Source organism: Rhizobium sp. No.120 (assembly GCF_054558365.1).
In genome coordinates, this window is record NZ_BAAJNQ010000004.1 from 531744 (window position 1) to 556186 (window position 24443).

Consider the following 24443-nt stretch of genomic DNA (forward strand, 5'->3'; position numbering starts at 1 on the left):
GCGGGTTGGTGGGGTCGGCGTCCGATGCCTAAGGGTGATGGGATCATCATCGGAATCGATGCGGGTACCTCCGTTTTGAAGGCGGTTGCCTTTGAGCTGTCTGGGAAGCAGATCGCTTCCGCTTCGGCGCGAAATCGCTACCGGACGGGTGAAGACGGATCGGTCACACAGTCGCTCAGCCAGACCTGGGCGGATTGTGTCGCCGCATTGCGCGGTCTTGGAGAGAAAGTCGAGAATCTTGCCGCCCGGACGGCTGCAATCGCCGTTACGGGGCAGGGAGACGGCACTTGGCTTGTCGGTTCAGGCGATGTACCCGTCGGTGATGCCTGGCTGTGGCTTGACGCCCGCGCGGCATCGACCGTCACCCGCCTAAGCGCCACGGCCGACAACCGCGCCCGCTTCGAGGCGACGGGCACGGGGCTCAACACCTGCCAGCAGGGTGCTCAGCTTGCCCATATGGATCGCTTCATGCCCGAAATTCTCGATCGGGCGGAGACAGCGCTGCATTGCAAGGACTGGCTCTATCTCAATCTGACAGGCATTCGCGCGACCGATCCATCAGAGGCGAGCTTCACCTTCGGCAATTTCCGCAATCGCCAATATGATCCGGTTGTCATCGATGCCCTCGGCCTTGTCCGTCGGCGCTCGCTTCTGCCCGAGATTGTCGACGGAACCGAGATAAGCCATCCTCTGACGGAGGTCGCCGCCAAGGCTGCCGGTCTGCTGGCCGGAACGCCAGTATGTCTCGGCTATGTCGACATGGTGATGACGGCACTTGGCGCCGGTGTTCGCACCGGCGGCCAGAACGCGGCCTGCTCGACGATCGGATCGACGGGCGTGCATATGCGCGCCAAGGCCGTGCCGGATGTCCAGCTCAATGACGAGGGGACCGGCTATGTGATCGCCCTGCCGATCCCTGGTATCGTTACCCAAGTTCAGACCAATATGGGTGCCACCATTAACATCGACTGGATTCTGAAGATCGCAGCCGATCTGATGTCCGCAAGCGGGAGCGAGATTTCCTATTCTGACCTCATTCCGCGTATCGACGCCTGGTTTGCCGAAGCGCGGCCGGCAAACCTTCTTTATCACCCCTATATTTCCGAAGCCGGCGAGCGCGGTCCCTTCGTCAATGCCCATGCGCGTGCTGGCTTTACCGGCCTTTCGACGCGGCACGGCTTTGCCGACATGTTGAGGGCTGTCGTCGAAGGGCTCGGCATGGCCACGCGCGATTGTTATGCGGCCATGGGCGACATGCCTTCGGAGCTGCGTATCACTGGAGGAGCTGCCCGCTCGCGCGCACTGCGAGGTTCGCTATCGGCCGCCGTCAAGGCGCCTGTGCGGATTTCGGATCGCGAAGAGGCGGGGGCCGCGGGTGTCGCGATGATGGCCGCCGTCGCGATCGGCGCCTATCCGGACATGGACAGCTGCATTGCCGACTGGGTGACGCCCTTGCTCGGCGAGGCCGAGGCGCCCGATCCGGCAAATGTCGAGCGTTATGATCGCCTGTTCGATGCCTATAAGGATGTGCGTCAGGCAATTGCACCGACTTGGGACAAGCTGACCCAGTACTAGCCAATGACGAAGCCGGCGAGGGCTCGGCCTTAGAAGATTGAATTGATGATGCCACGGCATCCTTAGGAGCATGACATGATGGAACCGGAAATCTATGATCTTTTCGTGATCGGCGGAGGCATCAATGGTGCCGGTATTGCACGCGATGCAGCCGGCCGCGGCCTTTCGGTTATCATGTGCGAAAAGGGCGATCTCGCGGAGGGGACGTCCTCGCGCTCCGGCAAACTCGTGCATGGCGGCTTGCGTTACCTGGAATATTATGAGTTCCGGCTGGTGCGCGAGGCGCTGATCGAACGCGAGGTGCTGTTGAACTCCGCAAGCCACATCATCTGGCCGATGCGCTTCGTTCTGCCCCATAGCCCGACAGATCGTCCGGCCTGGCTGGTTCGCCTCGGCCTCTTTCTCTACGATCATCTCGGCGGCCGCAAGAAACTGCCAGGCACTCGTTCCCTTGATCTGCATCGCGACCCGGAAGGAGCGCCGATCCTGGATCAATATTCGAAGGGTTTTGAATATTCCGACTGTTGGGTCGATGACGCCCGGCTCGTTGTTCTGAATGCGCTCGATGCCTCTGCCAAGGGTGCTAAGATCCTGACACGGACGGCTTGCGTCAGCGCCCGGCGCGAGCAGGGGAACTGGCTCATTCAGATGCGTGACGAGCGTTCCGGCGAGGTGCGGACGGTACGCGCCCGCGTGCTGGTGAATGCCGCTGGCCCTTGGGTCAACGACATTATCGGTCGCGTCGTCGGCTCGAACAGCCAGCGCAGCGTCCGGCTCGTCAAGGGCAGCCACATCATCGTGCCGAAATTCTGGGCCGGCCAGCAAGCCTATCTCGTCCAGAACCATGACAAGCGCGTGATCTTCATAAACCCCTATGAGGGCGACAAGGCGCTGATCGGCACGACCGATATTCCCTATGAAGGCAAGCCGGAAGAGGTGAAGGCCGACGAGAAGGAAATCGATTATCTAATTGCGGCCGTCAATCGCTACTTCAAGGAGAAGCTGCGCCGCTCCGATGTGCTCGAAAGCTTCTCCGGCGTGCGCCCGCTGTTCGACGATGGCAAGGGCAACCCGTCTGCCGTCACGCGCGATTACGTCTTCGATCTCGACGAGACCGGCGGTGCGCCGCTCCTGAGCGTCTTCGGCGGAAAGATCACGACATTCCGCAAGCTTTCCGAGCACGCCATGCAGCGGCTTTCGAAATTCTTCCCGAAGATGGGCAGCGACTGGACGCGGGATGCGGTTTTACCGGGCGGCGAAATCCCCAATGCCGATTATGTCGCCTTTGCCGATACGCTGCGTGCGGCCTATCCCTGGATGCCGCGTGCTCTCGTCAATCACTACGGTCATCTCTATGGCGCCCGCACCAGGCAGATTGTCGGCAAGGCCGCGTCGCTGACTGACCTTGGGCGCCATTTCGGCGGCAATCTCTATGAGGCCGAAGTCCGCTATCTCGTCACTTCCGAATGGGCTCAGACGCCCGACGACGTGCTGATGCGACGCACCAAGGAAGGTCTGCGCATGACGGCTGAGGAAAAGGCGGCTTTCGCCGCCTGGTTCGATGCCGAACTGGCGCTGGCCGCCTGAACCATCAGATCTTGCCGGAGAATACGCATGCCCTTGACGCTTTCACTCAACACCAACCCGCTTGTCAATCGCTTTGCCGAGCCGGCCGACCTGATCGAGACGGTTGCGCGCGATCTGCGCATCCGCGACCTGCAGCTCACCCATGAATTCATCAATCCGAGCTGGCAGGCGCCGGTCATCCATCGTCTGACACGGGATATGCAGGCGGCATTGAAGCGAACCGGCGTTCGCGTCACGTCGGGCATGACAGGCCCTTATGGCCGCCTCAACCATTTCGGCCATCCGGACAAGGACGTGCGCCGGTATTATGTCGACTGGTTCAAGACCTTTGCCGATATCACCGCCGATCTCGGCGGTCATTCGGTCGGCACGCAGTTCGCGATCTTTACCTACAAGGATTATGACAATCCGGTCCGCCGCGAGGAATTGATCGAGATCGCAATCGATTGCTGGGGCGAGGTGGCCGAACATGCGCTGGCTGCTGGCCTCTCCTACATCTTCTGGGAGCCGATGAGCATCGGCCGCGAGTTCGGCGAGACGATCGATGCCTGCCTTTCCCTGCAGGACAGACTGACGAAGGCGCCGTTCGCCATTCCGATGTGGATGATGGCCGATATCGATCATGGCGATGTCACCTCGTCCAATCCCGACGATTATGATCCCTATGCCTGGGCGCGTGCCGTGCCGAAGGTGTCTCCGATCATTCACATCAAGCAGAGCCTAATGGATAAGGGTGGGCATCGTCCCTTCACGGCGGAATTCAACGCCAAGGGTCGTATCCAGCCCGAACCTTTGCTCAAGGCTTTTGGCGAAGGAGGCGCCAAGGACAACGAAATCTGCCTGGAATTGTCGTTCAAGGAGCGCGAGCCGAACGATCGTCAGGTCATCGCGCAGATTGCCGAAAGCATTGCCTTCTGGGCGCCTCATATCGACACGGGCGCTGGTGACTTGCATATCTAGCCGGTGAGGCGGCCGTGTCCCGATTCCCTGAACACCAAATCCTTTCGAGGAGGTAACAGGATCGGGGCGCTATGGCCGGAGAGAACAGGCGAGGGACTATGCGGAGCGAATTGAAAGGGAACGGACGATGACGGATGCTGATGCTTCGCTCGCCGTGCGGGCGGCCTGGTTGCACTATGCCGGCGGGTTAACACAGTCCGAAGTGGCGAAACGTCTCGGCGTTCCCTCGGTGAAGGCGCACAGGCTCATTGCCCGCGCAGTTGCCGAAGGCGTCGTCAAGGTGACGATCGACGGCGATATTGTCGAATGCGTCGAGTTGGAATCCAAACTTTCGGCTCGCTTCGGGCTGCAATATTGTGAAGTCGCACCCGATCTTGGCGAGGAAGGCTTCGAGTTTCGCGCGCTCGGGCAGGCAGGAGCCGGCTTTCTGCGACGCGAAATCGAGAGCGGCAACAATAAGGTCATCGGCCTCGGCCATGGGCGCACGCTCTCTTCCGCAGTCCATCACCTATCACGCGTCAGCGCCAAGAATTTGCGCTTCGTCTCGCTGCTAGGCGGCTTGACGAGAAACTATGCGGCCAACCCGTATGACGTGATGCATCGCATCGCGGAGAAGACCGGCATGCAGTCGCATGTTATGCCGGTGCCCTTCTTCGCCAATACGCGCGAGGACCGCGACGTGCTGCTTGCCCAGCGCGGCGTGAAGGAAGTCTTCGACCTTGCAAACAGCGCCGATCTCAAGCTTGTCGGTCTCGGTACCGTCGATACCGATGCGCAGCTCGTCTTGTCGGGCATGGTGGAACCGAAAGAGATCAAGGAGATCACGGCCGCCGGCGGCGTCGGCGAAATTCTCGGCCATTTCTTCGATGCATCGGGCAATATCCTCGAGACGACTTTGACCTCGCGCACATTGTCCGCCTCCTTGCCGCGCGTGAAGGGCGAGCGGCTGGTTGCGCTGTCAGGCGGATTGCCGAAGGTCGAGGCCATCCGCGCCGTCCTCAAAAGCCGCTGTCTTTATGGTCTGATAACGGATGAGAAAACGGCACGCGCCCTCCTGAAGGATGAGGTGTGATGTTGGTGATACGAAACATAAATTTATCTCAATATAACAACAGAAATGTTGATTTGTGATATATCGATGTTATATCTCTCGTGGGTTCCATTTCGGGCCACAGGCCGGAGCGCAAGGTGAAACGCGAAGAACGCCAACAAGCGATCATCAATCTGCTCGTCGAGCATAAGACCGTCGATCTCGATGATCTCGCCGACCGCTTTGTCGTGTCCAGGATGACGATCCATCGAGATCTCGACGATCTCGAGCAGGCCGGCGTGCTGCGCAAGGTTCGCGGCGGCGCGACGATCGATGCCGGCACGCAGTTCGAAAGCGATTTCCGCTTCCGCGAGCGCCAGGGCCATGACCAAAAGCTCGCCATGGCGCGCGCTGCGTTGGAACTGGTCGAGCCCGGCATGACCGTCATGATCAATGATGGGTCTATGGCCGCCGTTTTAGGCGAGATGCTGCTGCAGAAGCGGCCGTTGACGCTGATAACGAACAATGCCGCGATCATCGATCGGATGAAGAGCGAAAGCGGCATCACCGTGATTGCGCTCGGCGGGGTCTATTCCGCAAAGTTCAACGCCTTTCTCGGCGTTGTTACCGAGGAAGCGCTTTCGCGGCTGCGGGCCGATATCGCCTTCCTCTCGACGCCGGCCGTTTCCGGCAGGCTCGCCTATCATATGGACGATAACGTCGTGCGCACGAAGCGGGCGATGCTTGCATCGGCGACCAAGAGCTGTCTGCTCGTCAGCCACCAACGCATCGGACATACGGCCCTGCATGTGATGGCCGATCTTACCGATTTTGATGCCGTAATTACCGATCACGCGCCTGATGCCGCCATTGTCGAGCAATTTCGCCGCGACGGCATCGCCCTTACCATCGCCTCGAACCAGGATATGACATGACAGAGAAGCCTCAATATTGGATCGGCACGAGCTGGAAGATGAACAAGACGCTTGCCGAGGCGCGCGCTTTCGCCGAGACCCTGCGTGACGCCGATGCTCTTCGAGACCCTCGCATCCAGCGCTTTGTCATCCCACCCTTCACGGTCGTGCGCGAAGTCAAATCGATCCTGTCGGAAAGCTCCGTCAAGGTGGGCGCCCAGAACATGCATTGGGCCGATCAAGGGGCCTGGACGGGGGAGATCTCCCCGTTGATGCTGAAGGATTGCAATCTGGATATCGTCGAGCTCGGCCATTCTGAACGCCGCGAGTATTTTGGCGAGACCAATGAAACTGTCGGCCTCAAGACCGAGGCGGCAGTCCGTCACGGCTTGATCCCGTTGATCTGCATCGGCGAGACGCTGGCCGATCGTGAGAGCGGCCGTGCAACGGAGATCCTGAGCGAGCAGGTTATCGGCGCTCTGTCGAAGCTCTCGGGGGTGCAGAAGCAAGCCGAGATCTTGCTCGCCTACGAGCCCGTCTGGGCGATCGGGGAAAAGGGCATTCCGGCAGAACCCTCCTATGCCGACGAGCGCCAGTCCGAGATTATCGCGGTCGCGCAAGACGTACTCGGCCGAAAGATTCCATGTCTCTACGGCGGATCCGTCAATCCGCAAAATTGCGAAGAACTCATATCCTGCCCGAACGTAGACGGGCTTTTCATTGGCCGCTCGGCCTGGAACGTCGAAGGCTATCTCGACATCCTCGCCAAGTGCGCCGCCAAACTCTGAGGAGACTATCATGAAGCTTGCTATTGCTGGAGACAGCGCCGGCGAAGGCCTCGCCAAGGTTCTTGCCGATCATCTGAAGGACCGTTTCGAGGTGAGCGAAGTCTCGCGCACTGATGAAGGCCCCGATGCCTTCTACGCCAATCTCGCCGACCGCGTCGCTTCCGGCGTTATCGACGGCACCTATGACAAGGCAATCCTCGTCTGCGGCACCGGTATCGGCGTCTGCATCTCGGCCAATAAGGTGCCGGGCATCCGCGCGGCGCTGACCCACGACACCTATTCGGCAGAGCGTGCAGCTCTTTCGAATAACGCCCAGATAATCACCATGGGTGCCCGCGTCATTGGCACTGAGCTTGCCAAGGCGATTGCTGACGCCTTCCTCGCGCAGACCTTTGATGAGAACGGTCGCTCGGCCGGCAACGTCAAGGCCATCAACGAGGTCGATGCGAAGTACAACGCCCGTTAAGAACAGTCTTGGTCTGAAGCCGTGAAATCGAGTGGCGTAGCGCACTTTTACTGCGTGGCGCCTCTCGGTGGCTGGTTGCCTCAAACGGAATCAGCCTTCCGAAAAACGGACGCAATCGCCAAAGGCGATTGCGTCCGACATCGTGTCGCGGTCTTGCCAGGATCAGGGATCGACAACGAGCTGACAGCCGTGCTCAAGCAACGGTTATTGCCGGACCAAAGCACATTTCGCCGATACCGTCGAGAAAGCTCGTTCAATGACTTTACCTTGGAGGCTTCACCCATGTTTGGAAGCCAACCAAATTATGGATTCCTCCTGGCATAGAAGCAACTTATGAGGCCGGCATGCTCGCCTCAATCTGCCTGAAAAGTGATAAATACTTCGCGCCACTGATCGTAAAGATCCTGATAGCGGGCTAAATCGTTAAACGGCTGACAGCGTTGAACCGCCTTGACGGCACTTTCTGCAAAGGGAGCGAAACGCGGATCGTCGGAAGAATTAACGACAATGGGATTCAACAGGAGCGAACCGTCGCGGCGCAGGATGAGTTTCAACCTCGGCTTTTCGGAGGGAGCGGCATCGGGCCGGATCCAACAACTCGCGATATTGGCCATCAGGTCTTTCCGGATGACGGTCTGCATGTCGGGTGAAGCAGGCGACTTTGGCTGTTTCTCAGCCTCCTTGCTATCCGTCATTGACCCGAAAACCAATTGGTCGCTCTGCATGTTTCGTTCCCCGAGCGCGATGCGGGATCTCGCGCCGATGGCCTGCAAGGCAAGTACAACCAAGAGGATCATCGCGAATGTGATTGCAATGCGCAAAAATGACCAGGTTTTTGCAGACTTGCTTGCCCAAAAGCCGGTGCAAACTGCAGGGACAGCGACTGTAAAAAGCAATCGGCCAAGTGCTTCGCCCGCGTAAGGCCCGGGTAACCCCAAAACGCCCAGGAGGCCTGCCAAGAAGAGCGTGAATGCTATACCGGCACAAACGAACGCCTGCGCGAAAGGACCCATCGGTAATATCCAATCACTGGAATGGTTACGAACGATTACGAGTGGCCGTTGTCAGCATCGCTTCACATAGCAGTCGATGACCAAAATCACATGTAACGTAGCGGTCATGAATTGCCCAGATCCAGGCTCTCGAAGGCGCTTAAGTGGTTGATGATATCGCCACCTTATTGATTCATTGCAACCTCGATGATAGCCGCATGTGTATCTTTTTATATGCCGGACTTCACCTTACACATTTGGGCTTGCCGAAATATGGATATTGTCGACAAAGAGCGCCCAGACTTTAAGAAATTGAGATGGTGGCAGTGGCTTGTATTGGCTCTCATGGCCATCGTCAGCACAATATTAAAAAGCCTATCGGTTGTAGACGCCGCGTCGCCGGAGCTCGCCGCGCAACAAGGCGGCGCTTTGCTGGGTACCTTTATCGGCGCGATCATAATTCCCTACGGCCTCGCCTATCTTATTGGGCGGTTGGCTCGGCGGTCGCGAACTGCTTTCCTTTTGAGCTTGTGGGGGCTGGCCGTGCTTATATTGGCAGCGCAAGTCGGCCAATTGACGAAGACGTCTACCGCTGCGAATTCAGATGGAGCAAATGCCAGCAATGTGCCCATTACCTGGCCTGCAGGATACAGTGTCACCAATACCTCAATTCCCGTCGAGAATTTTGGCGGACCGTTTCCGGGATTGTCGCAAACCGGGATTAAATCGAACCCAGACGGCTCTCCGCTCGCCGCGATAATCCTGACCAGCTTGCCGCACAAAGAAAGCGAGAAATTAAAGCTCGATGATCAGACCCGCAATATGATTGCAACCGTGCGCAATTCATACGAAGCCCAAGGCATGCAAGCGACCTGCGACACGCCTGTAGGGCAGATGCTCGGAGGGATTCCTGCGCTGCAAACGACCTGTACAGGAGCCGAGAATGAAGCTCCTTCCGTCAAGCAAGTTATTCTCGTCGCGATCGGCAAGAGACAAGTCTATTCCCTGAGCTACACTGCACGGCCGGCAGATTTTGTAGACCATGAAAACGAATTCACGATGGTACGCGATAGTCTGCACTTTCAATGAGCAGCTGCTGGCTTCAATCAAAGCGAAGCCCACAAGACAAGCTCATGGGCCGTTGTTCTTCACTGGTTTCCATAAAATGATGTCTTGCGGGCGCAGCCCGGTCGTGTGATGCGACCGAAAATACATGTCAGGCGGCTGGCGCCAATGATTGCGTAGCCGCCTGGTGGCGCGCCCAGGCGATACCATCATCCAGCGAGGTCGCCCGATAGGCGAGATCGGTACCGCCGGAAAATGCAGCCATGAATCGGCGTATCTTGCCATAGCTATTGTCCAGCACCGCGTGCGGCCGCCCAAGCAGGATCGAGCAGATGTGAACATGCAGCCTGTCCGTGACGATCGCCTGGCCGCGGGAAATCTGGCGGATGCCGCGACGGAATCGGTTATGAGCCGCCGCGTCGAGCTTGCGCAGCCTAATTTCAGCGGGCTTGAGAGCCAGGAGTGCCGTCGCCGCGCCGAACGCCTTGGAGGAGCGCACGCTTCTGGCGGATTCGGTGGTCCAATCCTCCTTTGGAATATCGGGATGGGCGGAAAGATCGGCATTTCCAACCTTTTCCAGATCGGACCTCAGCATGGCCAGAACAGGGAATTCCGGCGCCTCCGGCGCGATCGGGCCGATGGAGAAGGCCATATCGGGGCACAGGCGCACTTCGCAATCGAAATGCTTCGAGGCAAATTCTTTCGATTCCTCATCGCGCACCAGCAGTATAAAGTTCTTGTGGCGCCCGATGATGCGAGCGCTTTCATCCAGGCGCGCCTGAGATTTGTAGTGGATGGACTGCGGGAACTGAATGACCTGACGATTGGGAAATCGTTGCAGCACCTGTTCGCGGAACTCCTGATGACCTTCCCAAACGTCGCCAAAGTTGCCGCCGCCGTGAATGAAGATCGGGCCGGTCGGCATGGTTCGCTCCAATTGTTCGGGCGAGAAATCATGGATCCGCGACACATAGCTCGGCCGCTTGCCATACCTATTCTTCAGATAGGCCATTTCGCCGAGCCAGATGGCCGAGTCGCCGCAATTGCGGATGTCGGGAAAGTCGAGGATCGCCAAAGGCTCGTCATTGCTGATGTAATCCTTCAGGCAATCGTGGATCATATTGTCCAGTTTGGCGATCAGCTGTTGATTTGATGGTAATGTCATTTCCCCATTCCCCCATTCAGATGACAATCAGTCCGGCCGACGTCGGCCGCGCGTTTCAGGCAGGCCGAAGTCTCGGCAGCACCTTGCCGAGTATGTTTCGAACCTCCGTTTCCGGGCCGGCCGGCCGCTTCATCAGCGTCCAAAGCAGGAGCGTCGAACCGCAGTAGAGCAGGCCGCCGAGCAGGATCAGGATTGCGAGATGCGTGATGAGCACGAGCTTGTCGTCCGTGTAGGCAAGATGGCTCGAGGCGAAAGAGACGCCCGCCGCCATAATGGCGACGCTTGCGAGTGCCCGAAGGTTTACCGACAATTGTTTTGCAACAGTGATGCCGGTGAAGCGGCGCACGAGCATCATGTTGACGGCCGTGCTGAAGAGGCCGGTGAAGACGCGGCCGGCAATGACCCCCGGTAGGCCGTAGAGCAGTAGGCCGCCGATCATGATCGGCACACGCAGGCAAAACATCTGCGTATCCCGGACGAAAAGCACGCGCGTCTCGCCCTTTGCCATGCCGAGCGGCTGTACGAGCGAGCCCAGCGTCTGCAATGCAAAGACCGAAGCAAGCGACTGGATGATGAAGATGACTGGCGCCCATTTGTCGCCGAGCGCCAGCATGACCAGCGGATCGGCCGTCACGGCAACGCCGATCCCCGCAGGAAGGGCGACGGCCGCGACCAGCGCCTGCACCCGCTGATAGGCGGCGGCAAGCCGGCCGGGATCGTTGTGAATACCGGCAAAAGCCGGGTAGATCGTCTGCGTGAGTGGGGCGGTCGCCTCCCGCGTCGGCATCATGGCGAGATTGCTGCCGACTGAGTAATAGCCGAGCTGGACGCCGCCGAGCATCTTGCCGACAAGCAGATAGTCGAAACGCCAGTTGAGCGTGCTGACGATCTGGCCGGCGGTGAGCCAAGCGGAGAAGGAGAAGAACTCCCGCATGTGCTGGAAGGTGATTCTAGGGCGGAAGGGCAGCACGAGATAGGAGACGATGACATTCGTCGCCTGGCTGATCAGCGTGCCGACGATCAGCGCCCAATAGCTTTGATAGATGATGGCGATTGCAACGGAGGCGACGAAGCCGGCGAATTTCTGCGAGACCGCAAGCACGAACTCCTGCCAGAAGATCAAATCGCGCTGCAGCATGATGCGGCGCGGATTCGTCAGACCACCCAAAAGCATGCTGACGCCGAGAGCGAACATGACGCCCGCCAGTCTCGGTTCATTGAAAAGGGCGGCCGCCGGATAGGCAAAAACTGCAAACAGGATGCAGATCGCCAGCCCGCGCGCTGCATTCAGCGTCCAGGCGGCGCTGAAATGGGATTCGTCCGGGGCGGCGTGACGGATCAGCGCCTCGGAGAGGGAAAGTTCGGTAATGGTCGTGACGATCATTAAGATCGTCATGCCGAGGGCGACGACGCCAAAATCCGCAGGCGCCAGATAGCGGGCCAATACGAAAGTGCTGAGCGTTGCAAGCCCGTTCACGATGGTCCGGGACAGGCTTAACCACATGCTTCCTTTGACGAGCCGTCCCGTGATGCTGCTCATGCGATACTGAAGTCCCACTGCGCTATGAGGCGACCTCTAAACCGCACGAGTATCCCTTGCCGTAACAATGGGTTAACCGCTGCTACGGGTGCACGGAATTATGCAGGATCATATGGTCGCTGTGGATGGGGCGGACCCCGGCGTATGAGCGGGAACTAGTTCAGCGATTCCTTAAGTCAACATTCAAAATTCATTTTCAAATCAGTTTTATTTCATTTTCGCATCATTTCCTTTGCGACGCAGCATTTTCCCTTCAGATGACTAAAATTGGTAAGGTTGCGGCTGAGAAACGCCCTCTTCGCAGGCGCGAAGACTTCGGTTTAGATTGCTACCAGCCCGGGGGGACGCGAAAGCCCGGGCGACGGGAGGTCGCCCGGGCTTTTTTGTCTGCGCGTTAACCCGAAGGGCCTTTATTTGCTGCGTCTGGTCGCGAGCCACCGCTTGAATTCGACATTCGTATCAGTCTGGATGGCACCGACGCCGGCGTCAACAAGCGTTCCCCATACGCCTTCCGGATCGCCAAGCGCTCGGCTATCGTTGAAATCGAGATTGTAGGAGACATCGAGCGTGTTGATCCAGAGCCGGATATTTTGGCGTTCCAGTTCCTCGCGCCCAGCGGCGAGATCGGCAATGTCGGTGAATTTCACCTCGATCATCGGCGCCTTGAGCGGTTCGATCATTCGAAGGTCCTCCGAGAATTTTCCGGGCCGGACGCGAAACATCGGCATATGTGGGAGCGAGCCGAACCAATCGGCGTCCAGCACCGGGAAATGGCCGCTTTGCGGCTCGACATCAGACTTGATGATGACGTGATCCTCGACACCCAGCCGCCGCACTGCGGCAATGACCTGCGGCAGTTCGCGGGGGAATTTCGTGTCGATATTGACGAAGACGCGCCCGCGCGCTTCCTCAAGCGCCTCTTCGAGCGTGGGGACACGCTCCTCCGTCAACGCAGCTGTCTCTCCGCCGGCGCCAGCGCGCAGCCGGGCCTCGCGGATTGTGGCAAAGCTGGTCGTTCCGATCACACCTTTAGCCGACGTGGTGCGGTCCAGCGTCTTGTCGTGAATGACGACGAGATGGCCATCAGCAGTTGCCTGCGTATCGATTTCGACGAATTCCACACCAAGCTCGGCTGCTGCACGGATTGCCGCCAATGAATTTTCGGGAGCTGCCGACCAAAGCCCACGATGGGCAATCGTCAGAATGTCCGGGTTGGCCCGTGAAATAAGGTCGTAGATATAGGCAGGGCGGCGTAAGGGCGGGGCGACAGTTTGATTGTGCATGGAACAGAGCTTTCGTGCGATGCCGGTTCGGGTGGCTGGAGTAATCGAATGCGGACGGGAATAAATGCGGCCAGCGCCATGCCGGGCCTGGCTGCAGGTAAGGCTATTAATACGCGTAAAGTGTAGTATTTATGACGTTACACCGAAAATATGTGCATGTTGATCGTGCACAGCCAGATGAGCCGTTAAGGCGGGATGACAGGATAAGGATTGGGGTCATGACAGCGCTTCAAAAACTCCCACTGGCAAGCGAGAACGAGCGCCTCATCCTCGACATTGTCCGACGTCACGAGCCGATCTCGCGCGCATCGATTACGGCCCATACAAACTTGACGCAGCAATCCGTGCATCGCCTCGCTGAGGCATTGATGGCTCGCGGTCTGCTTCGCGCGGGAACGCCGCTCAAGGGATCTCGGGGCCAGCCGAGCCCGACCATCGAACTGGAGCGGCAGGCGGTCTATTCGATCGGCATTTCGGTCAACACCGATGCCGTGACGCTGTCGCTTGCCGATTTCGGCTGCGGCATTGTCGATCAGGAAGTACTCAGTGGCGGGATTGCCGATCGCAGGGCAACGCTGGCGGCTCTTGCCGAAAAACTGAACTCGATCTTGCAACGCCATGAAATATCGCGCGAAAATATTATCGGGCTCGGCTTTGCCATGTCCGGTTTCTTCGTTGGCGATGATCGTCGCTTCAATGCTCCGGAGCCGCTGCGCGACTGGTCTTTGGTCGATCTGCAGCCGGAACTCGAGCAAGTCTTCGCATTGCCGGTATGGCTGGAAAACAATGCAACGACGGGCGCCATAGGCGAGAGCCTGAGTGGAGTCGGGCGCTGGTGCCAAACCTTCGCATATCTTTCCTTCAATTATGGATTTGGCGGCGGCCTCATCCTCGAGGGAAGGCCTTATCTGGGTTTCCACGGCAATGCCGGAGAATTCAGCGTCATCTATGATGCTGAGGAGAAGCCGCGTCGACCGGCTCTGCAATATCTGATCGGTACATTGCGGGAGAACGGTGTCGATATAGGCTCTATTCAGGAGCTGAAGCAGGATTTCGACCCTTCCTGGCCGGGCGTGGAGAGCTGGCTTTCCGAAACCATGCCAATGCTCGAGCGTCTGATTGCCGCTCTTGTAGCTGTCGTCGATCCGCAGGCCGTTGTCTTCGGCGGGCAGCTGCCGCTCGAACTTGGACGAATGATGATCGCGCGTGCCCGTCTGCCGTCGCAACGGCCGCACCGCTATGGTGCCGCACCGCCGGGACCTCGGCTGGTTCTCAGCGAAACCAAAGGGGATGCCAGCGCGATCGGCGCGGCTCTGCTGCCGTTGAAATTCCGCTATTTCCTTTAGCGCTCCATTTGCCTTGCGCTGGTGCCACTGCGTCAAGGGGATTTCAGTTCCGCATCATCGATGTTTCAGTGTGCTGTCAGAACCTGTTGCTAATGCACCGCTCGTATTTTCTGGACAACCGTATTGGTGCGCAAGACAGCAATTATCGTCGGCAATGGACGGCTGGACCACGACATCTCCGATCTTGTGGATGGCGCGCACTTCGTCATGCGCTTCAACGAACCGAACCTTGCCGGTGACATGAGCGGCGAGCGCACCGACATGATCATGCTGGCCGCGTCGAGCAAGGTTCTGTATCGGCGGCTTCTCGCCCCTGATTTCATGGACAATGCAGCGATTAGGGCCACGCAGGTTTTCATGCTGGCCTATCATCCGGAAATCATCCGCCAATATCACCCTCGGCCCAACATCTTCCAGCGTCTGCGGGGCAGAAGGGGAGATTGGACGATGCAGGCAATTGAGCTGCTGGGCAGGGCCGGCAAGGAGATCCGCATCTTGCCACCACAGACCTACCTCGACGGCTGCAATGAGCTCGGTATAGCGGGTGCTCGACTGCGCAAGGTCTTTCCCAGCACCGGCTTTCTTGGCATCTGTTATGCGCTCGCAAGGTTTCCCGCCTCCGAATGGGAGATCAAGCTATGCGGCTTCAGCTGGGAGGGGTGGAAGCGGCATGATTGGCAGGCCGAGCGTAGCTGGGTCAAAAACAAGATTGCCAATGATCGCGTCAGCCTTATCGCCTGATTAGGCCGATGGTCTTCATTGGCGAAGTTCTGCGACTATTGACTATTGTCGCTGCCGAGCAACCCGCGCAGCTCTGGCAGTTTATCATTCACTAGCCAGCCGTAATAATTTTCTTCCGGCAGTTTCTTCCCACCCGAAACGTCCGTTGCTTGCCGCAGGGCGGCCGCACGGCGGCGCGGCTGGCCGACATTGTAAAGCGTTGCCGTCAGGCCGGGATTGTCGGTAATGTCAAAACCCTCCGCGCGATAGGCGTCAATGGCATCCTTCACGATGGCGGCGATATAGATCACGCTGCGATCGGGATCCATGATATCGCGGTAGATCGCCTGCGGATCGTCGACGGAAAGTTTCGGCAGGCCGCTGGTCGCATGCACGAGATCGGTGACTTCAAGCGCCGTCAAAGGGCTGATCTGGCCAAGGCCGAAGGTCTGGCCCGCAAAGAAGGGCTGAAAGAAGGCGCGCTGGAACGTCATGTTTTCGTAGGTGACGCCGTCGATGACCTTGCCTCGGAAACTCTTGTCCCAGGTCTCATCACGGCATTCCCACAATTCGGCGCTGCCGGTGAAGGCATTGCAATGGGCGAATTCCGGTTTCTTCAGGAAGGTCTGGACCGTCACGTCCTTATAGGCGAACTTGAAATCGGACTGCGAATAGGCGAGTGCCTTGACGTAGTAGGACTTTACCCTGTTGACGATCGTGATGTTGTAGGTGTGTTCGCCGACAAGGGCGCCAACGATATGGATGGGGTCGATCTGATAGGCCTGTCCCGCCTTCCTGATCGAGGCCATCAAGTCCTTATCGTCGCGAAGCACGCCGATGATCTTCTGGTATTTTTCGTCGTAGGTGGTGTTGAAGGCCTTGGCCCGCAGCACCGAGGTATTGGGTATGGGGGGCTGAACGCTGTTGCGATTGCCCGGCGGCACGCGCACGAGCTCACGTGCGGAAGCGGCATTCGTCAATGCAAGGATAAAAAGGAGACCGAGTGCCGGGAGTATCGACAGGCGTGTTCGCATTCGTAAGCTGACTTTCCAAAATATACCCCAGCGCGGGGACGATCTTGATACGCGATCATTACTCGAAGGCAAGAGCGCAAGCTTCTTCCGCCTCGCGAATCACAATAAACTTCGTTCAAAAGCAGCTTTCAGCTGAAGAGGCATGGGGCACATAGCCGTCCAGGGTTGCGCTCTCGTGGTCCAGGCTTTCGAAAGGATGCCGATGCAACATCTCGTGATCGCAGGGAGCATCTTGCTTGCCGCTGCTCCCGGCGAAGCCTTGCCGACCATGGCGGATGTGCCGGCGCTGACCAAGGCTGCGGTCGCGCGGCGCATAGAGGTGCCGCCTTCTGCCATTCATATTTTGGAGGTCAAGCCGAGCGAACGAATGCCGGGCTTCGTGGTTTGCGGTCGTGTCGATGCGGCAGGTGCAAATGGCAGCGCCGGTGCGGAAGGCGCAGAACGCTTCTTCGTCGTCATTCCCGGCAATTTTGCGATCCTGGATCAAGACGGCAAGGGCCTGGTCGACAGCTATTGGGCTGCCAATCACTGTGAATGAGAAGCCAGCGCCTTGCTGATCATGGCGAGCTCTTCGGGCGTGCGGCCGGATTCCAGCCGAACCCAGTTGTTCGGATTATCCGCCGTCTGACGCTTGATGAAGGTATAGCCCGTTCCACTCCAGTTTTTGACCGCATCGGTGAGATTGTCGAGGATGAGATCGCCGTCGGTCGTGCGCGCCATGAGAACAAGATGTCCCTCATTATGGGTGTCTAGGACCACTGTCAGCAGCAGGGCGGACCGTGGCCAGCCTGCTTCGACGAGCAACTTCTTCTTCAAGAGAACGTAGTCGTTGCAGTTGCCGGCGCCGTCATCGGGATATGTCCACCAGTTGAGGATGCCGAGCTTGTAGATGCCGTAATGATCGTTATCGCCGATGCCCTCGATCTCGTGATTGACGAGGCTGTTGATTTGCTGCAGCTGAGTCCAATGGTCGCGATCCAGATTGACGAATTCCGTGCTCTTTTGACCGGCAACGCATTCGGCTGGCTGCGCTTTGCAGAAGCCGGTCCAGCCGACGGGTACGCTCGCATCGGTCACCTCGCGCGCAAACTGATGCGCATGCGCCGCGGCGGTATTGGCCACGGGTTTTGCCGTTGTAGCCGTCGAAAACAGCAGACCGGCGACGAAGAGAAAGCTTGCAGCGGCTAGAAGTGAACGCATACTCGGCTCCATGAGTTGGGCTCATGAAATCCGACGCGGTCAAATTTATTCGGAAAAAGATTATTCGCATTTTATCGAAACGGCGCTTTTAGTTGGCCTGTCATCGCAGGTGTCGATGCGAGCGCCGAATTTATGATTTCCGATCGGTTACTATGCATGTCGTGCAGCGGACAAGATCCATACATCGGTGAAAAACATGTGTTATTTCATAGATATATCGGATTATCTGAAGAACATCTGGCGCGCTTATGATTTGTTGGTCTTAAATGCGAATCGCCACCGCGAATGGACGGTGGAATAGTCAAGGAATTGCTCGGGAGGCCCAATGATCGACGATATTCTCGACCGGATGACGCTTGAAGAGCAGGTTTCGCTACTGTCCGGCGCTGATTTCTGGACCACGGTGCCGGTCGAGCGCCTTGGCGTTCCGAAGATCAAGGTTACGGATGGGCCAAACGGGGCCCGCGGTGCCGGCTCGCTGGTTGCTGGCGTGAATGCCGCCTGCTTTCCCGTCGCCATCGCCCTCGGCGCGACATGGAACCCGGCCCTTGTCGAACGCATGGGCGTGGCGCTTGCCGGCCAGGCCAAAAGCAAGGGCGCCTCGGTACTGTTGGCGCCGACGGTCAATATTCACCGCTCCGGCCTCAATGGCCGCAATTTCGAATGCTATTCTGAAGATCCCATACTGACGGCCGAGCTTGCCGTCGCCTATATCCAGGGCGTGCAGAGCCAGGGCATTGCCGCTACGATCAAGCATTTTGCAGGCAATGAGTCCGAGATCGAGCGTCAGACCATGTCGTCGGATATCGATGAGCGTGCTCTTCGCGAAATCTATCTGCCTCCGTTCGAGCGGGCCGTGAAGAAGGCCGGCGTCATGGCCGTCATGTCCTCCTATAACCGGCTGAACGGCACCTATACGAGCGAGCATCCCTGGCTGCTGACCAAAGTCTTGCGACAGGAGTGGGGGTTCGACGGCATCGTCATGTCGGACTGGTTCGGCTCGCATTCGACAGCGGCGACCGTCAATGCCGGGCTCGATCTCGAAATGCCTGGTCCGACGCGCGACCGTGGCGAAAAGCTGGTGGCGGCGGTCCGCAACGGCGAGGTCGAGGCGGAAACGGTGCGCGAAGCCGCCCGCCGCATTCTGACATTGCTTGAGCGGGTGGGCGCCTTCGAGAAGGTACCCGATTTGAGCGAACACGCGCTTGATCTGCCTGAGGATCATGCGCTGATCCGCAAGCTCGGAGCCGAGGGTGCCGTGCTCTTGAAGAACGACGGCATTCTGCCGCTGCAGAAGGCAGGGCTCGGGCATGTGGCGGTTATCGGGCCGAATGCCGCCGAAGCGCGGGTCATGGGTGGCGGCAGCGCCCAGATTGCCGCCCACTATAGGGTCAGCCCATTGGAGGGCATCCGGCAGGCACTGTCGAATGCCAACAGCATTCACCATGCCCCCGGCTGCCGCAACAATCGCCTTATCAATGTCTTCTCCGGTGAGATGCGGGTGGACTATTTTAAAGGCCGCGACCTTGCCGGACCGGTGATCGCCACCGAAACGGCAAGCAAGGGCGAGTTCTTCTGGTTCGATCTGCCGTCTTCGGAACTCGATCCTAATGAGTTCTCCGCCCGCATGACGGCCTCCTATGTGCCGACGGAGAGCGGCGAGCATGTATTCGGCATGACGAATGCGGGTCTCGCCAGGCTCTTTGTCGACGGCAAGCTCGTCGTGAATGGCTATGACGGCTGGGCTCGCGGCGACAATTATTTCGGAACGGCCAATGTCGAACAGCGGCAGGGCATCCATCTGGAAGCCGGACAGAGCTACAAGGTGGTGGTCGAATATTGTTCCTCGGCGACGACCGAGGAGGGGATCAATCTGACGGCGGTACGCTTCGGCGTGGAGAAGCCGCTTGGCGAAGAGGCGATGCTCGATGCCGTTCAAAAGGCAAGCGATGCAGATGTCGTTCTGCTCTTCGTCGGCCGCGACGGCGAGTGGGACACGGAAGGCCTCGATCTGCCCGACATGCGCCTGCCTGGCCGACAGGAAGAACTGATAGACCGGGTGGCCGCCGCCAACGCCAATACGATTGTCGTGTTGCAGACCGGTGGCCCCATCGAGATGCCGTGGCTCGGCAAGGTTCGGGCCGTGTTGCAGATGTGGTATCCCGGCCAGGAACTGGGACATGCCGTTGCCGATGTGCTCTTCGGCGATGTCGAGCCCGGCGGACGCCTGCCGCAAACCTTCCCGAAGCGCTTGTCGGATAATTCCGCGATGGTTGGCGACGCATCCATCTATCCCGGCAAGGATGGGCATGTACGCTACGCCGAGGGCGTCTTTGTGGGATATCGCCATTACGATACGCGCGATATTGAGCCCTTATTCCCCTTCGGCTTCGGTCTTGGTTATACGCGATTTTCCTGGGGCGAAGCGCAGGCTTCGGCAACAAGAATGGGCGCGGATGGCATCACAGTCACGGTCGATGTCACCAATACCGGCGACAGAACCGGTTCGGAGCTTGTACAGCTTTATGTGCGAGCGCCTGTTTCGACAGTCGAACGGCCGGACAAGGAGCTGCGCGCTTTTGCCAAGCTTCAGCTGATGCCGGGCGAAAAAGGTACGGCCGCACTTGTGGTTCGTCCGCGCGATTTGAGCTATTTCGATGAGCAGACCGGAACATTTCGCGCTATCGCCGGTCGCTATGAGCTTCTCGTAGCGGCTAACGCCATGGATATCCGCTCCGCCGTTGCGATCGAGCTTGTAAGCGAATGGATTGGCGAGGTTTCGGACCGTTCGATCTGATATCGCAGGCAACTGGCGCCGGCAAATCCGCTCGGATGAAGGGGCGGGCGGATCCGCGCCCCGGAATTGCTGCGGCTATCGCATCGACGTGTGTGGAACTTCCTAGCGACGTCGCATCCGATGGGGCGGCAACCGCCCGGAAAATGCCGATGCCTCGTCTTCCCCGACGGCTGTCTCCATTTGGAAGATTTGCCCGACGGGCTTTGGCCGGCCGAGGAAGAAGCCTTGTGCCTCGTCACAACCCTCGGCGCGCAGGATTTCGAGCTGATGGTCGGTCTCTACGCCTTCCGCCAGAACAGGGATATCCAGGCTCTTGCCAAGCGTAAGTACTGCGCGAATGATTGCTTTTGCCTGAATGCTGTGATCCACCTCGTTCATGAAGGAGCGATCGAGTTTGATCTTGTCAAAGGGGAAGGAACGCAACGTATCGAGCGAGGAATATCCAGTGCCGAAGTCATCGATGGCAACGGTCACGCCGAGAGCCCGGATCTGCCGCAGGACATGCAACGTCCGGCTCTTGTCGGCAATGATCGTGGATTCGGTAATTTCAAGCTCCAGTCGCGATGGCGCAAGGCCGGTTTCAAGAAGGATCGCATGAACAAGCTTTGCAAGATCCGCGTGAGCAAACTGTACGGGCGAGAGGTTGACGGCGATCTTGTAGGGCTGCTCCCATGACGCGGCCTCTTTGCAGGCCGTGCGCAAAACCCATTCGCCGATGATCAGGATGGTGCCGCTTTCTTCCGCGATCGGAATGAATTCCGAAGGCGGCACCGCGCCGCGCTCGGGATGATGCCAGCGGACGAGGACCTCGTAGCCGCAAACCTGCCCCGTGCTAACTGACGTCTGTACCTGATAGTGGAGGTCGAGCTGATCCAATTCGACTGCGCGGCGCAGATCCTGCGCCAGCGTATGACGAGCGCGGGCGGCTTCATCCATCTTGGATTCATAGAAGCAGACCACGCGGCCGATATCGGCCTTGGCGCGATACATTGCGAGATCAGCGTTGCTGACGAGGCGCTCCTGGTCGACGCCATCGTCCGGATAGACCGCGACGCCGATGCTGGCCCCCGTCGCTGTCTCGAAATCGTCGATCCGGATGGGCTCGAACAGGACCTTCTCCAGTCGGGCCACGAAATCCAGCAGTTCGCTTTGCTCCCGGAAGCGCTTTGCGGCTGCAAATTCGTCGCCACCAACCCGGGCGACGAACTCGCCGTCCCTGACCATGCGCAGCAGCCTGCGTCCGATCGCCTTGAGTGCCTGGTCTCCAGCCTTATGCCCACGCAGGTCGTTGATTTCCTTGAAGCGATCGAGGTCGATGCCGATGACTGCGAGCTTTACACCATCTTCCCTTGCATGGCCGATCTCGCGCTGCAGATGGTCGGCAAAACTGCTTCGGTTGGGCAGGCCCGTCAGCAGGTCGTTGAGTGCCATATGCTGCAGCTTCTCGATGGATTCGCGTGAAGCCCGCTCGTCGATCATGTAACTTGCAACGCCTGTACCGATGATAAGCAATCCGCCGCCGGCAACGGCAACCGCCATGGCCTGAAGTGCATAGGAGTCCGCGATCGCAGCGCCGGTTGCAAGCGGCGTAACCGAGACGGCTGTCATTGCCGTAAAGTGAAGCGAAACCACGGCGATGACGAAGAGAGCGAGGCCAGCGATCGGGGAGAACTGCCAAGGCCGGCGCATCGCCTGATTGATTGCCAGTGCTGCAAAAATTACCGAAAGGGCGACAGAGCCGGTAACATAGCCCTGAATCCACTCAACGATGCCATCGACGTGGTAGGCCAACATGCCCGTATAATGCATGGCGGTGATGGCCAGACCGACGACGCCTCCCCCGAATTCCGGCGCAATGCGCGGCAGGCGCGACAAGGCAATCGCAAAGCCACCGGCGCAGCCGATGCAGGCCAAAAGAAAGGAGGCCATCGTCAGGATGGGATCGAAGGTGACAGGTGCGCCGACCTCATAGGCAAGCATAGCTATGAAATGCGTGCACCAGATCGATGAGCCGGCAGCTACGGCGGTCAGGAAAATCCAACCGCCACGTTGAAGGTCTCGCGTCGTTTCGGCACGCCGTAGCAGGTTGAGTGTGATCCATCCGCCGCTGACACAGACGAATGCCGCCAGAAGAACGAGCCACAGATTGTGTTCCGTGAAGATGCAGGAAAGAACACGCACGCAAAGATCCCAACTATAACTATGACGGCAATGAGCTGTCTCAACGGGCAGCTGAACCTGAAATCAACAGGCGTTGCCTTCACACGCAAACACTGAAAATCGAGTAAAGATACTTTGCGTGAAATTGAAAATTTCCGCAACTTTCGATCTCGTGTCTGGCGCACGATTTCGCTTCTAAATAACTGATTTCATTTTGTTTTATTGCTTGAAACGCAAGAGTTGGCAGTATTCAATTTCATCCGCCCGCTTGCATTGCCGACAACTATATCGCGGAATCTTGGTAAATTTCTCCTAAATTTCTGAAGTATAATTCAGAAACTCTCGCTTATCGGAATCTAAATATTTTCCGATTATAATAAATATAAGTATATTTGAAAGTAATAATACTTTCATTTGGCGAATGTTTTGATGCTGCAACTTATAATGTAGAAAGTTTGCTTGTGAAGAGATTTAAGATCTACCCAAAGTCGCTGGATGTCATACGCAAGCTCTCGGGACGGCTGTTTCTGGATCGATCGGGCAATTTCGCGATCACTACAGCATTGGTTGCCGTTCCATTGATCGCAGCGGGTGGCCTCGCGCTCGATGTCACCAATGCGATGCTTGTGCGGACGGAGTTGCAGAATGCTGCCGATGCGGCCGCGGTCGGCGCAATCGCGGATTCGTCGCCGGCGGTCGCGGCCGCCATGGCCATGACAAGCGACGGCACCGTTACCATCGGTCAGAGCGATGCCAACAAGCTCTTCTACGGCCAGGCGTCCAGCGATCTTCAGAATATACCGGTCAGCGTCAGTGCGGCGGTAACGCGCACGGGGAACATCGTCTCATCGACGGTCAATTTTTCGGCAAACGTGCCGACGACGCTGAGCCAGATTATCGGCAAGACATCCATTCCCGTCAGCGGTTCGGCATCTGCGCAGTATCAGACGGCGAATTTCATGGATTTCTACATGTTGCTGGACAATACGCCATCCATGGGGATCGGCGCTACGCTCAACGATATCAATACGATGGTGGCGCATACGCGAGATAGTTGCGCGTTTGCGTGCCATGACAAGAACGATCCAAACAATTACTACAATCTTGCAAAGAGCCTTGGCGTCCAGACCCGCATCGCTGTCGTCGGGCTGGCGACACAGTCGCTTACGAATACTGCTAAGACGAACCGGGTAACACCCGATCAGTACAGAATGGCCGTCTATACATTTGGTGCTGACACCAAGACAATTGGCTTGACCAACGTATCGCCGCTGTCATCCGATATGGCGCAGGTCAGCGATGCTATCAGCAAGAACGTGGACCTGATGGCTGTTTATGGACAGAACGACAACAAGGATGAGGATACAAGTTTCGATACGATGTTGACGCAGCTCGCGCCGATCATCGGCACCGGCGGCAGCGGAAATACCAGCTCCGACCGTCAGAAGGTTCTCTTCCTTGTCACTGACGGCGTAGGCGACAGCTATAAGCCCAACACCTGCACAAAGCCGACGACGGGCGGGCGTTGCCAGGAACCGCTCGACACTGCTTTCTGTAAACCATTGAAAAACCAAAACATCAAGATCGCTATCCTCTACACGACCTATTTTCCCCTGCCGACAAACAGCTGGTACAACCAATGGATCGCGCCGTTCCAATCGCAAATCGGCACCGATTTGCAGACCTGCGCCTCACCCGGTCTCTATTTCGAGGTGAGTCCAACGCAAGGCATCTCGGATGCGATGAATGCCCTGTTCCTCAAGGTCATTCGTACGCCACGCATCACGAGTTGACGCTGAACCCCAAGCAGCGTGCCCGGCT

The 24443-nt window shown here is 58.1% G+C and carries 20 protein-coding genes; 13 read left to right on the plus strand and 7 right to left on the minus strand.

The annotated features are described in order from the left end of the window. Positions 1-24: 24 nt before the first annotated feature. From ACYJRZ_RS16315 to derI, 7 genes are all read left to right on the plus strand, one after another. Positions 25-1575 carry an FGGY family carbohydrate kinase gene (locus tag ACYJRZ_RS16315; RefSeq protein WP_459460490.1) on the plus strand — a complete coding sequence of 517 codons (1551 nt, stop codon included), beginning with the start codon at positions 25-27 and terminating at the stop codon, positions 1573-1575. A 75-nt stretch (positions 1576-1650) separates the two neighbouring features. Beyond that, the gene (locus ACYJRZ_RS16320) at positions 1651-3162 is read left to right on the plus strand and encodes a glycerol-3-phosphate dehydrogenase (RefSeq protein ID WP_459460492.1); all 1512 of its coding nucleotides are present in this window, start codon (positions 1651-1653) and stop codon (positions 3160-3162) included. 27 nt (positions 3163-3189) lie between these two features. After that, on the plus strand, positions 3190-4122 hold the full coding sequence (locus ACYJRZ_RS16325; protein WP_459460494.1) for a sugar phosphate isomerase/epimerase family protein: 933 nt from the start codon (positions 3190-3192) through the stop codon (positions 4120-4122). 127 nt (positions 4123-4249) lie between these two features. Further along, entirely contained in the window at positions 4250-5194 is a 945-nt protein-coding gene (locus ACYJRZ_RS16330; RefSeq protein ID WP_459460496.1) for a sugar-binding transcriptional regulator, read from the plus strand. 116 nt (positions 5195-5310) lie between these two features. Then, positions 5311-6087 carry a DeoR/GlpR family DNA-binding transcription regulator gene (locus tag ACYJRZ_RS16335; protein WP_459460498.1) on the plus strand — a complete coding sequence of 259 codons (777 nt, stop codon included), beginning with the start codon at positions 5311-5313 and terminating at the stop codon, positions 6085-6087. Next, on the plus strand, positions 6084-6854 hold the full coding sequence (locus tag ACYJRZ_RS16340) for a triose-phosphate isomerase (protein ID WP_459460500.1): 771 nt from the start codon (positions 6084-6086) through the stop codon (positions 6852-6854). The genes ACYJRZ_RS16335 and ACYJRZ_RS16340 overlap by 4 nt, the downstream gene beginning before the upstream one ends. A gap of 10 nt (positions 6855-6864) precedes the next feature. Then, the gene (gene derI / locus ACYJRZ_RS16345) at positions 6865-7320 is read left to right on the plus strand and encodes a D-erythrulose-4-phosphate isomerase (protein WP_069615612.1); all 456 of its coding nucleotides are present in this window, start codon (positions 6865-6867) and stop codon (positions 7318-7320) included. Positions 7321-7673: 353 nt separating this feature from the next. Here the strand turns inward: derI and ACYJRZ_RS16350 are convergent, their stop codons facing one another. Beyond that, on the minus strand, positions 7674-8333 hold the full coding sequence (locus ACYJRZ_RS16350) for a cell envelope integrity TolA family protein (protein WP_459460503.1): 660 nt from the start codon (positions 8331-8333) through the stop codon (positions 7674-7676). Positions 8334-8585: 252 nt separating this feature from the next. Between ACYJRZ_RS16350 and ACYJRZ_RS16355 the strand changes: the two genes are divergently transcribed. Next, the gene (locus ACYJRZ_RS16355; protein ID WP_459460505.1) at positions 8586-9401 is read left to right on the plus strand and encodes a DUF4946 domain-containing protein; all 816 of its coding nucleotides are present in this window, start codon (positions 8586-8588) and stop codon (positions 9399-9401) included. A 127-nt stretch (positions 9402-9528) separates the two neighbouring features. Here the strand turns inward: ACYJRZ_RS16355 and ACYJRZ_RS16360 are convergent, their stop codons facing one another. From ACYJRZ_RS16360 to ACYJRZ_RS16370, 3 genes are all read right to left on the minus strand, one after another. Continuing rightward, positions 9529-10542, minus strand: coding sequence for a polysaccharide pyruvyl transferase family protein (locus ACYJRZ_RS16360; RefSeq protein WP_459460507.1), 1014 nt, complete (start codon positions 10540-10542; stop codon positions 9529-9531). Positions 10543-10597: 55 nt separating this feature from the next. Further along, positions 10598-12082 (minus strand): lipopolysaccharide biosynthesis protein, encoded by a 1485-nt coding sequence (locus ACYJRZ_RS16365; protein ID WP_459460509.1) that lies wholly within the window; start codon positions 12080-12082, stop codon positions 10598-10600. A 410-nt stretch (positions 12083-12492) separates the two neighbouring features. Beyond that, positions 12493-13365, minus strand: a complete 873-nt coding sequence (locus ACYJRZ_RS16370) for a glycerophosphodiester phosphodiesterase family protein (protein ID WP_459460511.1) — start codon at positions 13363-13365, stop codon at positions 12493-12495. A gap of 218 nt (positions 13366-13583) precedes the next feature. Between ACYJRZ_RS16370 and ACYJRZ_RS16375 the strand changes: the two genes are divergently transcribed. Then, positions 13584-14711: an ROK family protein gene (locus ACYJRZ_RS16375; protein WP_459460513.1), complete on the plus strand. Its 1128-nt coding sequence runs from the start codon at positions 13584-13586 to the stop codon at positions 14709-14711. Between the two features lie 126 nt (positions 14712-14837). After that, positions 14838-15452, plus strand: a complete 615-nt coding sequence (locus tag ACYJRZ_RS16380) for a hypothetical protein (RefSeq protein ID WP_459460515.1) — start codon at positions 14838-14840, stop codon at positions 15450-15452. Positions 15453-15487: 35 nt separating this feature from the next. On the opposite strand, the gene ACYJRZ_RS16385 is transcribed toward ACYJRZ_RS16380, so the two are convergent. Further along, on the minus strand, positions 15488-16465 hold the full coding sequence (locus ACYJRZ_RS16385; protein WP_459460517.1) for a DUF1402 family protein: 978 nt from the start codon (positions 16463-16465) through the stop codon (positions 15488-15490). A gap of 202 nt (positions 16466-16667) precedes the next feature. Here ACYJRZ_RS16385 and ACYJRZ_RS16390 point away from each other — a divergent pair, with 202 nt between their 5' ends. Beyond that, positions 16668-17003: a hypothetical protein gene (locus ACYJRZ_RS16390; RefSeq protein ID WP_459460519.1), complete on the plus strand. Its 336-nt coding sequence runs from the start codon at positions 16668-16670 to the stop codon at positions 17001-17003. Here ACYJRZ_RS16390 and ACYJRZ_RS16395 read toward each other — a convergent pair. Next, positions 16991-17665 carry a transglutaminase-like cysteine peptidase gene (locus ACYJRZ_RS16395; RefSeq protein WP_459460521.1) on the minus strand — a complete coding sequence of 225 codons (675 nt, stop codon included), beginning with the start codon at positions 17663-17665 and terminating at the stop codon, positions 16991-16993. The genes ACYJRZ_RS16390 and ACYJRZ_RS16395 overlap by 13 nt on opposite strands. Before the next feature lie 325 nt (positions 17666-17990). Between ACYJRZ_RS16395 and ACYJRZ_RS16400 the strand changes: the two genes are divergently transcribed. Then, complete coding sequence (locus tag ACYJRZ_RS16400) at positions 17991-20462, plus strand: glycoside hydrolase family 3 C-terminal domain-containing protein (protein WP_459460523.1); 2472 nt, start codon at positions 17991-17993, stop codon at positions 20460-20462. 102 nt (positions 20463-20564) lie between these two features. Here the strand turns inward: ACYJRZ_RS16400 and ACYJRZ_RS16405 are convergent, their stop codons facing one another. Beyond that, positions 20565-22643, minus strand: coding sequence for a putative bifunctional diguanylate cyclase/phosphodiesterase (locus tag ACYJRZ_RS16405; RefSeq protein WP_459460525.1), 2079 nt, complete (start codon positions 22641-22643; stop codon positions 20565-20567). Positions 22644-23122: 479 nt separating this feature from the next. Between ACYJRZ_RS16405 and ACYJRZ_RS16410 the strand changes: the two genes are divergently transcribed. Next, on the plus strand, positions 23123-24415 hold the full coding sequence (locus ACYJRZ_RS16410; RefSeq protein WP_459460624.1) for a TadE/TadG family type IV pilus assembly protein: 1293 nt from the start codon (positions 23123-23125) through the stop codon (positions 24413-24415). The last annotated feature ends 28 nt before the right edge of the window (positions 24416-24443 follow it).